The 11413-nt window shown below is 59.6% G+C and carries 11 protein-coding genes; 8 read left to right on the top strand and 3 right to left on the bottom strand.

Annotated elements, in window-relative coordinates; all coding sequences use genetic code 11:
* The first annotated feature begins 352 nt into the window (after positions 1–352).
* A complete protein-coding gene (locus ACW9HW_RS25705) occupies positions 353–1027 on the top strand; it encodes an NADPH-dependent F420 reductase (RefSeq protein ID WP_457402081.1) in 675 nt (224 codons plus the stop codon).
* 122 nt (positions 1028–1149) lie between these two features.
* Positions 1150–1410 carry a hypothetical protein gene (locus ACW9HW_RS25700; RefSeq protein ID WP_095196160.1) on the top strand — a complete coding sequence of 87 codons (261 nt, stop codon included), beginning with the start codon at positions 1150–1152 and terminating at the stop codon, positions 1408–1410.
* A 42-nt stretch (positions 1411–1452) separates the two neighbouring features.
* On the opposite strand, the gene ACW9HW_RS25695 is transcribed toward ACW9HW_RS25700, so the two are convergent.
* Positions 1453–2103, bottom strand: a complete 651-nt coding sequence (locus tag ACW9HW_RS25695) for a DUF2459 domain-containing protein (RefSeq protein WP_457402079.1) — start codon at positions 2101–2103, stop codon at positions 1453–1455.
* A gap of 11 nt (positions 2104–2114) precedes the next feature.
* Positions 2115–3038, bottom strand: coding sequence for a LysR family transcriptional regulator (locus ACW9HW_RS25690; protein WP_095196158.1), 924 nt, complete (start codon positions 3036–3038; stop codon positions 2115–2117).
* Between the two features lie 514 nt (positions 3039–3552).
* On the opposite strand from ACW9HW_RS25690, the gene ACW9HW_RS25685 reads away from it, so the two are divergent.
* Positions 3553–4929 carry an MFS family transporter gene (locus tag ACW9HW_RS25685; protein WP_095196215.1) on the top strand — a complete coding sequence of 459 codons (1377 nt, stop codon included), beginning with the start codon at positions 3553–3555 and terminating at the stop codon, positions 4927–4929.
* Positions 4930–4990: 61 nt separating this feature from the next.
* Here ACW9HW_RS25685 and ACW9HW_RS25680 read toward each other — a convergent pair whose 3' ends face one another.
* Complete coding sequence (locus ACW9HW_RS25680) at positions 4991–7117, bottom strand: TonB-dependent siderophore receptor (RefSeq protein WP_095196157.1); 2127 nt, start codon at positions 7115–7117, stop codon at positions 4991–4993.
* A 329-nt stretch (positions 7118–7446) separates the two neighbouring features.
* Between ACW9HW_RS25680 and ACW9HW_RS25675 the strand changes: the two genes are divergently transcribed.
* The 5 genes from ACW9HW_RS25675 to ACW9HW_RS25655 form a co-directional block, all read left to right on the top strand.
* The gene (locus ACW9HW_RS25675; RefSeq protein ID WP_457402077.1) at positions 7447–7986 is read left to right on the top strand and encodes a thiamine pyrophosphate-binding protein; all 540 of its coding nucleotides are present in this window, start codon (positions 7447–7449) and stop codon (positions 7984–7986) included.
* Positions 7974–8570 carry a thiamine pyrophosphate-dependent enzyme gene (locus ACW9HW_RS25670; RefSeq protein WP_095196155.1) on the top strand — a complete coding sequence of 199 codons (597 nt, stop codon included), beginning with the start codon at positions 7974–7976 and terminating at the stop codon, positions 8568–8570. The genes ACW9HW_RS25675 and ACW9HW_RS25670 overlap by 13 nt, the downstream gene beginning before the upstream one ends.
* 65 nt (positions 8571–8635) lie before the next feature.
* The gene (locus tag ACW9HW_RS25665) at positions 8636–9799 is read left to right on the top strand and encodes an acyl-CoA dehydrogenase family protein (RefSeq protein ID WP_095196154.1); all 1164 of its coding nucleotides are present in this window, start codon (positions 8636–8638) and stop codon (positions 9797–9799) included.
* 73 nt (positions 9800–9872) lie between these two features.
* Positions 9873–11075, top strand: coding sequence for a CaiB/BaiF CoA transferase family protein (locus ACW9HW_RS25660; protein WP_170948707.1), 1203 nt, complete (start codon positions 9873–9875; stop codon positions 11073–11075).
* 37 nt (positions 11076–11112) lie between these two features.
* On the top strand, positions 11113–11413 hold a 301-nt coding region (locus tag ACW9HW_RS25655; RefSeq protein WP_457402075.1), incomplete at its 3' end, for an electron transfer flavoprotein subunit beta/FixA family protein.

The following is an 11413-nucleotide window of genomic DNA, read 5'->3' as shown; positions in this document are numbered from 1 at the left end:
GGGCGAATCATATCGCCCTAAAGAGGTGTCCGGGATTATTAGGCCAGTTCAGCCTGCTCGCGAAAAACGTCCAAGCAACGCGGTCAGTCAGACAGCCCGCGCCATCGTTCACGGCCATCGCGAGCAAGCATCGCTCCCACAGGTTTGGCGCAGGTCCCTGTGGGAGCGAGCCTGCTCGCGAAAAACGTCCAGACAACGCGGTCAGTCAGACAGCCCGCACCATCGTTCACGTCCATCGCGAGCATGCATCGCACCTACGGGGAATCGGATAAGCGTGCCCCCCAACTTTCGTTTATGCGCAGCCTCTACTACGGTGGTTAAGGGACCGCTTTCCCACACAGGAGCGCTGCGCATGTCCAGAATCCTCTTTTTGATCTTTGCCGCCATGGTGCTGTGCACCAGCCCGGCCATGGCGGACACCCTCAAGATCAGCGTGATCGGTGCCGGCAAGGTCGGCGGTACGCTGGGCACCCTTTGGGCGAAAGCCGGGCACGCGGTGATGTTTTCCTCACGCCACCCCGAGGCGCTGACAGGCCTGGTCAACGCCGCCGGTCCCAACGCGCGGGCGGGCTCCGTAAGCGATGCCGCGACATGGGGCGATGTGATCGTGTTGAGTGTTCCCTACGGCGCCATGCCGGAGCTGTCCGAACAGCTCAAAGGCAAGCTCGACGGCAAGGTACTGTTCAGCACCAGCAACCCGTTCAGCGGCCGCGACGGTGACGTCGGGCGCAAGGCGCTGGAGGTAGGCGTCGCCCTGGCAGACCGGCAGTATCTGCCCGGGGTGCACCTGGCGCGAGCGTTCAACGCCGTAGGCTATGCCGCCATGAAAGACCAGTCCGGCCAAAACAAGGCAATTCCGCTTTTCGCCGACGATGCCCAGGCTCGGGAAATGGGTGCGCGGTTGGTGCGCGACGCAGGTTTCGTGCCGGTGCTGTTCCCGCTGGCGCGAGCCCATGAAGGTCTGCCGAGCGGCCCGCTCAGCGGCCTTTGGAGCGAGGCCGAACTCAAGCGCAAGCTGGATCCTTAGCGAGCATCGCCGAATTATTGAGCACTGGAAAATGACAGCTAAGCTTCCTTCTATTGTCGGGCTTATCGAGCAGATTGCATTTTGCTTCGATCGCCCTTCACATCAGTCTCGGAGGGGAGCCCATGAAACGCATCGTCACGCTCATCGCGATCTCTTTGCTGACCACTGCTTGTCAGAGCACAAATGACGGCATCACCCGGCTGGACAATTGTGTCTGCTACAAATCGCCCGAGGGGCAACATCTGCAGGCATCGCAAATAGCCTGGAAAGACCCCGATACGTTGCAGAAACAATTCTCGCATTGCGTTTGCCGAGCCCTGGTCGACCTGAAGGAGGTCGATGACCCCAGCAAATTGTTCGTGCCCGGAACCCAAATAAAATAATGCGTACGACGATCACTGCCGTCTGAGAAACTTCAACGCAGGCTACCGGCTGGCCATGCAGGTCGCACCACCTGCTGTCGCCCGGCGTAGCTGCGACATGACGTTCCCCGCCGTAATCACCGATGCAGGCGACATTGGGCAGCTGCTCGCGGCCAGCGCTTCTGCGACCCAGGTATTGCAGGTATGGGACAGCGAATAGCTACCCTCGGCCTGGTAGAACCGGCTCTCTCCATACAGGCCAGGCCCGAGCGCCGCCAAAGTACCCGCCACCGAGTGGGTGAAGGTCTTGGCCACGAAGGCCAGCAGTCGCTGGTAACCGTCCTCCGTCACCCGCACCTCGATGACCTCGCTCGCAGCAAACCGCCGCCTGGGGTCGCCGTCAATCCTGACCACATGCAGCACGGTGCCCGTCGACCTGAACAAAGCCCGCAGGGCGAGGCCCAAGGTGGCCTGTGGGGCTCGGTAAAAGTCCTCGTCCCCCCAACCGAACTCAATGAAGTCGCCGTCGCCGAACGCTTCGGCCAGGGCGGGAAGCACTTGAAGCACATCGGCGCGCGTAATCACCAACCCGGTATGCAGGCCATGATTCACGACATAGAAAGACCGCCAATCGCCACCCTCGCCCCTCGGCGGGTCAGGTGTGGTAGCGCAGCCGAACAGCATCAGGATCAGGACCAGCACGACAATGCGCATGCACAAGGTCCTCAGAGCATATGCCCGGCCCAGATCTTGCGATCGACCAGATCGGCCGCAATCTCGATGAATGCCTCACCGACGAATTTCGCCGCAGGGCTGACCCGCCTGTCGGCGGGAAACACCTGGACCAGTTTGCGCATGGGAACCGGATCGACCAGAGGGGCTGCCGATAGCACGCCGGATTCGACTTGCGCATAGATCGATGCCAGGGGCAGCGCGGTCAAACCGAAGCCGTTGCGAACCAGATCGATCATCGCCCCGAAAGAGTCCGCTTCAACACTGGTCTTGAGCTTGATCCCGACTTCACGGGCGCAGTCGTCGAGGATCGTGCGCAGGCTGTGGCGCGTGCTGGGCAATACGAGTGGCTGCTCGGCCAAGGACTCGAAGGACACTGGCCTATCGAGCCGCAGGTCGGCACTGGCGGGACCGACCAGCAGCAGGTTTTCCATCATCACCGGCAGGATTCGCAGGGTGTGCAGGGGTTGCGGATCGTAGGAAATGGCCAGTTCCAGCTCACCGCGCTGAACCCAGTCCAGCAGATACCCGCTGAAAGCCGAAGAGAACCGGATGGCGAGATTGGGATGCGCTTCCTTGATTTTGCGCACCAATGGGACCGTGACAATTTCCGCCACCGTCGGTGTGGTGCCGATAACGACTGTCCCGCGAAAAGAAGACTTTCCCCCCACCACGGAGCTTCGAATGGACTCCATTTCTTCCATGATTCGAGTGGCGTGTGCCAGTACCTCTCGACCGGCATCGGTGATTTCCATGCCCCGACCGTGTCGGTCAAACAGATAGGTGCCGAGCTCTTTCTCCAGCAATCGGATTTGTCGACTGAGGGCCGGTTGCGCAATGTGCAGCCGGTCGGAGGCCTTGCTGAGACTGCCAAGTTCGGCAACGTGAATCAGGGTCTTGAGTTGAACGACATCCATTACCAGGCCAGTCAGAGTCGGGCTCGGCGCGATATGCGTCGAAGGGTAGAGTGAGTGTAAACGCATTCGCGCATTCAAGACTCGGCTGCGGGCCACGCGTCATGCGGTTCGAGGCCTTATGAGAGCGTGGTAACCCCGCGCGGGCCGGGGTTGCGGGGCGAGCTATAAAATTTAGGTATATCAGTTAGGCTGGCCTGCGGCTTATTACCTTCGACAGTCTGCGGTAGCTTGCAATCAACGTCGTCGCCCAGGGCGAACGACTCATTACAAGAATAAGATACGAGGGCTTCCGCCATGTTCTGCAATGCGTCTCTCTACCCGGCTTGTCCGATTTTTTCAGACCTCAAAGTGTCGGCGTCTCAAGCGCACCCTCCCAGCGCCCTCACCTCGGATGACCAGGTCATCGACGGGTTCACATTCCTGCGTTAAGCACATCAACCCATCGAGCCAGCAACGTCGCAAGCACCCGGGTGTGCTCTTCGTATCGCCTCGCCTTGAATAAAGGGTGAACACCATGTCCAGATCCCTCACAGACCCAAACGACCTCATCGCCGAAGACGCTGCGGCGAAAAGTCCCAATCGTGTCAAAGCCATCATGGGTGCCTGCTCGGGCAACCTGGTGGAATGGTATGACTTCTTCATTTATGCCTATACCGCCATCTATTTCGCCGCTTCGTTTTTCCCCAAAGGCGACACCACCAGCCAACTGCTCGCCACCGCCGGCGTTTTCGCCGTGGGCTTTTTCATGCGTCCCCTCGGTGGCTGGATTTTCGGCTGGATTGCCGATACTCGCGGTCGCAAGGTCTCGATGATTATCTCGGTGTTCATGATGTGCGCCGGTTCACTGCTGATCGCGGTCATGCCGACCTACGAGACGATCGGAGTCGCTGCCCCCGTGATGCTCGTGATCGCCCGATTGATTCAAGGACTGTCTGTCGGTGCGGAGTACGGCACCGGGGCCACCTACATCAGCGAAATCGCGACACCCGGCCGCCGCTGCTTTTATGGGTCGTTCCAATACTTCACCATCATTGCCGGCCAGCTGCTGGCCTTGATGACCGTGGTCATTCTTCAGCAAACCCTGACGGGCGAGGAGTTGCGCGAATGGGGCTGGAGGATTCCTTTCTTCATCGGCGCCCTGAGTTCGATTGTTGTGGTGTATCTGCGTCGTGCCATGCATGAAACCGCCAACAAGAAAGACATGAACCGCAAAGACGCCGGCTCCTTGCGCGGCATGTTCAAGCATAAACGTGCCGTCGCCCTGGTGGTGGCGTTCACCATCGGCGGGTCGCTCTACTTCTATACCTTCACCACGTACATGCAGAAATTCCTGGTGATCTCGGCAGGGATCAGCCCGGAAACGGTGAGTTTCATCATGACCGCGGCACTGGTCGGTTTCATGTTCTGCCAGCCGCTCTTCGGCTTGCTCGCCGACCGTATCGGGATCAAGGCACACATGCTGATGTTCTCCGGGTTGGCCATGCTGCTGGTGATCCCCCTGCTCTACTCGTTGCAATCGGTCAGCAGTCCGTTCATGGCGTTCCTGCTGGTGTTTGGCGGCCTGGCCATTGCGTCGCTCTACACCCCGATTGCCGGGATCGTCAAAGCTGAACTGTTCCCGCCTGCCGTACGCGCATTGGGTGTGGGATTTCCGTATGCCGTGGGCAATGCGGCTTTCGGCGGCACTGCTGAATACGTGGCATTGTCACTACGGTCACAGGGCATCGAGGAGTATTTCTTCTTTTACGTCGCAGCGGTCGTGACTGTGACCTTCATCGCCGCGATTCTCATGCCGAACCTGTCGCGGTATGGCTATATCAGTGGCTCCGGCGAGGTGGAAGAACGCACCGGTTTGAAGGGATGTGCCAGGTCGCAGGCGGCAAGAGTCTGATGGGTTGAGTATCAATAGCTGAACGCAAAGGGCCCATGAAGATTCATGGGCCCTTTTGCTATTACAGCGTGTAGGAAAACCCGACCTGGACAGTTCTCGGCGCGCCCGGGTAGGCATAGACATTACCGAAGGCTCCCTCCTCGTAGTCACGGTCGAACACGTTCTTCACATCGAGATTGAGCCTGAGCTTGTCATTGACCTTGTAGAAGCCCAGCAGATCGACGACGGTGTAACTGCCCATGGAAAACGCTGTGTTGGCGGTCTGGCCCGCTCGCTCATCGACGTATTTCCCCCCCACGCCCAACCCCAGCCCTTTCAGATGGCCGTCCTGGAATTCATAAACGTTGAGCAGACTGAAGCTGTTTTTCGGAATGTTCATCAGCCGGGTGCCCGACTGGATGACGTTGTCCTGGGTGACCTCGGCGTCGACATAGGCATAGCCGCCAATCACCCGCCACTGCGGGGTGACGTTGCCTGCCACGTTCAGATCAAAACCACGGCTGCGGACCTCGCCAGCTGCCACGCTGAACGTGGAGTCCACGGGGTCGGTGGTCAGGACGTTGCGTTTTTCAATCTGGTAGATCGCCGCGTCAACACTCAGCTGACGGTCAAGAGCTTCCCACTTGATACCCATCTCATAGGACTTGCCCTTTTCCGGATCAAAGCCGCCACCCTGACGGCTGGCCCCGGAATTGGGTTTGAATGAGCGCGCGGTATCGGCATACACCGCCACGGTATCGGTCAGGTCATACAGCACGCCGAGACGCGGCGTCACCGCATTGTCGCTCGCCTCCCAGCTTTTGCCACCCGGCACAAAGGTTTCATAGTCATGCTCGAAGCGCTCGAAACGGGCACCGGCCAAGACCTTCAAACGCTCAGTCAACGCCACTTGATCCTGGACGAAGGCCGCATAAGTCTTGAGGTTTTCCTTGTCGTGGGTCGGGGTGCGGGTCAGCGCCGGGCGAGGCTGGCCATACACCGGGTCGAAAATATCGATCGGGTAGGCACTGACCGCGCCACTGGAGCGCTGGATGATGGACGTGTAGTCGTAATCCTCGTACTCGATACCGGTCAACAAGGTGTGATCGAAACCTCCGGTGGAGAAATGTCCGGTGAGGTTCAGTTGCGTGTCCTTGTCCGTCCACTCCAGTTTGCGATAGTTGAAGTTGCGGCCCAGGGTGCGCCCGTCGGCAGCGACGCCATTGGCTTCAACGGCATTGCCCTGCAAAGTGCCGTCCAGCCACTGGAAACCACCGCCCAGTGTCCAGTTGTCGTTCAGGAAGTGTTCGAACCGCAGTTGGGCCATGTTGTTGTCGTTGTGCAACTTGCCGACATCTTTTTCACCGAAAAATGTGTCACGCGACGCGGTGCCAATCTGATTCGGATAGCGCGTCACACCCCGATCCAGCGGGTGATTGTTGCGCATGAAATCACCTTCGAAGATCACCTTGGTGTCATCAGTGACTTGCCAGGACAGAACCGGCGTCACGCCGTAGCGTTCGGTTTCAACATGATCGCGGAAGGTATCGCCACCCTCGCCCACCACGTTCAAGCGATACGCCAGACGCCCCTCTTCGTCGAGCGGGCCGGAGGCATCCAGCGTGCCGCGCTTCATGCCCTGGTCATTGAACTGACTGCCCACCGTGACCGTGCGCTGTGCCAGCGGCTGCTTGGAGACGACATTGAACGTGCCGCCAGGATCACCCCGGCCATACAGCGTCGTCGCAGGGCCGCGCAGCACTTCCAGCCGCTCGATGGTGTTTGCGTCGGGCATGTTCGGATAACCGCGATTGATCGGAAAACCATTGCGGTAAAACTCGCCGGTGGTAAATCCACGCACCGTGAAGGTGGTCAGTCCCTGCCCGCCGAAGTTGTTGGCCCGTCCTACCCCACCGGCGTAGTCGAGCGCGTCCTGAAGGCGAGTGGCGGCAATGTCCTCGACCACATCCTTGGTCACCACGCTGATGGACTGCGGCGTTTCATGAATCGAGGTGTCGGTACGGGTGGCGCTGGCAGAACGCGTTGCCCGGTAGCCCTTCACCGGCCCTTGGGCCGTTTCATATTCCGACGTGCCGACGATGTCGGTGGCTTGCAACTCCAGACTCTGCTTTTGCGCAGTCGCTTGTTCAGCCCATGACAATGGGGAAAACGCCTGCACGACACAGATTGAAAGCAGAGTTCGACGCATGGGGGTAAAACCTTTACGAATAAGCCAAATGGGACGGCATAACTGCCATGGATTTGCGCCGCATGGTATACCGCATGTTTAGCTTTTGATACGTATTCTCATTTGATCTTGCGTTATTTTTTCCTCCCGTCCTGGTTGGCCGCTGCAATCCGAGCTGCGATGCCCGTTCCCATACAACGTGGCTATCGAAGCCGAGCGTTTGCCGGCGAAACCTCGGCCAAGCCATACAAAATGGGCATATCTCAAAGACAAAAACGGTAGTCGTCGTAAGCCTCCAGCACTCCCAGAATGTGTGAAAACACAAAAGCAGCACTGCTTGGGAGATGGGCATGTCAACAGAAGCTGAACAAACCGTGGGACAGGATTGGCAGGAGGACGTGTTCCGCGTGCTCAAGGCCCACAACGTCAAACACGTGGTCTTCGTACCGGATGCCGGCCACTCGGCAGCGATTCGCATGTCGTATGCCGACCCCGACATCAAGGCCGTCGTCCTCACCACCGAAGAAGAAGGCATCGGCTACCTGGCAGGTGCCTGGTTGGGCGGTGAACGCGGCGCCCTGTTGATGCAATCCAGCGGGGTCGGTAACTGCATCAACACCCTCGCCTTGCAAGTCTGTGCCGGTTTTCCGCTGTTGATGGTGGTCACCATGCGCGGAGACTGGGCCGAGTTCAACGCCTGGCAAAACCCGATGGGCCAGGCCACCGAAGCCTCGCTGAATCTGATGAAGGTCATGACCTGGCGCGCGGATGCCCCTGAAGACGTCGCGCCGCTGCTGCACGGTGCCGCGACGATGGCGTTCAACGGTGATTCGTCCACTGCCCTGCTGCTCGGTCAGCGCCTGATTGGAGAAAAGAAATGGGTCAAGTAAGCGCAAACCACAGCTTGTGCCGCCGTGAAGTGGTCAAGACCTTGCTGGCCGACCGCAAGGACGTGCTGGTCGTGACCGGGCTGGGCTCGGCGTCCTATGACGTCATGGCCGCCGGTGACAATGACTTGAACTACTACCTCTGGGCCGCCATGGGCAGTGCCATCACCGTTGGTTTGGGCCTGGCCAATGCTCAACCGGACAAGTCGGTAGTGGTCGTCACGGGTGACGGCGAGTTGCTGATGGGTTTTGGTGCGCTGGCCACTGTGGCACTGCAAAAACCCGCCAACCTGACCATTGCCGTGCTCGATAACGGTCACTTCGGCGAAACGGGCATGCAAGTCAGCCACGCGGGCTTCGGCATTTCCCTGGACCAGGTCGCCAAGACCTGTGGTTTCAGCTGGACCGATGAAATCCGTGACATGGACGGCGTACACAACTTGCGCGAGCGCTTCGCCACTCGCGACGGCGTGAAGCTGGCGACGATCAAGATCAAGGCCGAGAACCCGCCACGGGTGCTGCCGCCACGTGACGGCCACTACATCAAGAATCGCTTTCGCGCCGCATTGGGTTTCAACCCGATCTGATCACCCCTGGCCGGACTTCGTCACGCAGGGCCGATGCCGTGCGTGACGCGTCGAGGAGAATAATAATGACTGACCACCACTCTGAAGAACTCAATGCCATCCGCGAGGGCGTGCGCGCCCTGTGCGCCGAATTCGATGCCGCCTACTGGCGCAGGATCGACGAAGAAAAAGGCTTCCCGGAATCCTTCGTCAAAGCCCTGACCGACGCCGGCTGGCTGGCGGCGATGATACCCACCGAATACGGTGGCTCCGGCCTGGGGCTGGCTGAAGCCTCGGTGATTCTCGAAGAGGTCAACCGTTGCGGCGGAAATTCAGGCACCGTCCACGGGCAGATGTACAACATGTTCACCCTGTTGCGTAACGGTAGCGAGGCACAGAAAAGCTACTACCTGCCGAAACTGGCCAGCGGTGAGTTGCGCCTGCAATCGATGGGCGTGACCGAGCCCACCACCGGCACCGACACCACCAAGATCAAGACCACCGCCATCAAGCGCGGCGACAAATACGTGATCAACGGCCAAAAGGTGTGGATCTCGCGCGTCCAGCATTCCGACCTGATGATCCTGCTGGCGCGTACTACGCCACTGGCCGAGGTGACGAAGAAATCCGAAGGCATGTCGATTTTCCTGGTGGATCTGCGTGAAGCCATCGGCAACGGCCTGACCGTGCAACCGATCGCCAACATGGTCAATCACGAGACCAATGAGCTGTTCTTCGACAACCTGGAGATTCCGGCGGACAGCTTGATTGGCGAGGAAGGCAAAGGCTTTCGCTACATCCTCGATGGCCTGAATGCCGAGCGCACGCTGATCGCCGCCGAATGCATCGGCGATGGTCGCTGGTTCATCGAAAAGTCCGCCGCCTATGCCCGTGATCGCGTGGTGTTCGGCCGCCCCATCGGGCAGAACCAGGGCGTACAGTTTCCGATTGCCGAAGCGCACATCGAGATCGAAGCGGCCGACCTGATGCGCTGGCGTGCCTGCGAGGAATACGACAGCGGGATCAACGCCGGCGCCAGCGCCAACATGGCCAAGTACCTGGCGGCGAAAGCTTCGTGGGAAGCGGCCAATGCCTGCCTGCAAACCCACGGTGGATTTGGTTTTGCCTGTGAGTACGACGTTGAGCGCAAATTCCGCGAAACCCGGCTGTATCAGGTCGCGCCGATCTCCACCAACCTGATCCTGTCGTACGTCGCCGAACACCTGCTCGAGCTGCCGCGCTCCTTCTGAGTGATCACTGCAAAGTCCGGTGCGACGGCTTCGGTCGACGCATCGGGAAGCCATGACAAAAGAGATAACAATCATGAGCCAGCCCAAAGACATTCGTCCCCTCGACGGCATCACCGTGGTCAGTCTCGAACACGCCATCGCTGCTCCGTTCTGTACCCGTCAACTGGCCGACCTCGGTGCCCGGGTGATCAAGGTCGAACGTCCGGGCGTCGGCGATTTTGCCCGAGGCTACGATCAACGCGTCAACGGCCTGGCCTCGCATTTCGTCTGGACCAATCGTTCGAAAGAAAGCCTGACCCTCGATTTGAAACAGGAGCCCGCCACCGACGTCCTGGACAGTCTGTTGGCCACCGCCGATGTGCTGGTGCAGAACCTGGCACCGGGTGCGGCAGCACGGATGGGCCTGTCGTTCGAGGTCCTGCACCAGCGATTTCCGCAACTCATTGTGTGTGACATTTCAGGCTATGGCGTGGGTGGTCCCTATGAAAAAAAGAAAGCCTACGATCTGTTGATTCAGAGCGAAGGCGGATTTCTCTCGGTGACCGGTGGCTCGGGCGAATCAGAAATGGCCAAGGCCGGGTGCTCGATCGCCGACATAGCCGCCGGCATGTACGCTTACACCGGCATCCTGTCCGCACTGCTGTTGCGTGGACGCACCGGCGAAGGCAGCCACATCGATGTATCGATGCTCGAAAGCCTGGTCGAGTGGATGAACTATCCGATGTACTACGCCTACGAGGGCGCGCCGCCCCCCCCTCGTGCCGGCGCCGCCCACGCCACGATTTACCCTTACGGCCCCTTCCCGATCGGCGACGGCACGACCGTGATGCTTGGTCTGCAGAATGAGCGCGAATGGCAGCTGTTCTGCGAGCACGTGCTGTTGATGCCCGAACTGGCCAGGGACGAGCGCTTTTCTGCCAATTTCAAACGCGTCGAAAACCGTCATGCGCTGCGGGATTTGATCGTCGAGTCCTTCGCCGCCCTGGACTTCGATGCCGTGATCGCTCGACTGGATCACGCGCAGATTGCCAACGCCCGGGTCAATGACATGCAAGGGGTTTGGGAGCATCCGCAACTCAAGGCCCGTAACCGCTGGCGGCAAGTCGAGACATCCACCGGTACCGTGCCGAGCCTCATACCGCCGGGCAACAACAGCGCTTTCGAGCCGCGAATGGACGCCGTGCCAGGCCTTGGCCAACACACCGATCAGGTACTCAGAGAACTGGGATTGTCCGCAGGGCGCATCGAAGCAATGCGTGCTGCTGGCGCTATCTGACGGCACCCATCAATGACTTCAGAGTGAAGACTCCCCAATGAAGATCCTCGTAGCTGTGAAACGCGTGGTCGACTACAACGTCAAGGTCCGCGTCAAGGCGGACAACTCCGGCGTCGACCTCGCCAACGTCAAGATGTCGATGAACCCGTTCTGCGAAATCGCCGTGGAAGAGGCGGTCCGTCTCAAAGAACAAAGCATTGCCACCGAGGTTGTGGCGGTCACTGTGGGTTCGTCCACCGCCCAAGAGCAACTGCGCACCGCACTGGCTCTGGGTGCTGACCGTGCCATCCTCGTCGAATCCGCCGAAGATCTGACTTCCCTGGCCGTTGCCAAACTGT

The organism is Pseudomonas sp. SDO5532_S415, assembly GCF_054071155.1.
The sequence above is the reverse complement of the archived record's forward strand: the minus strand, read 5'-3'. Positions and strand labels throughout refer to the sequence as shown.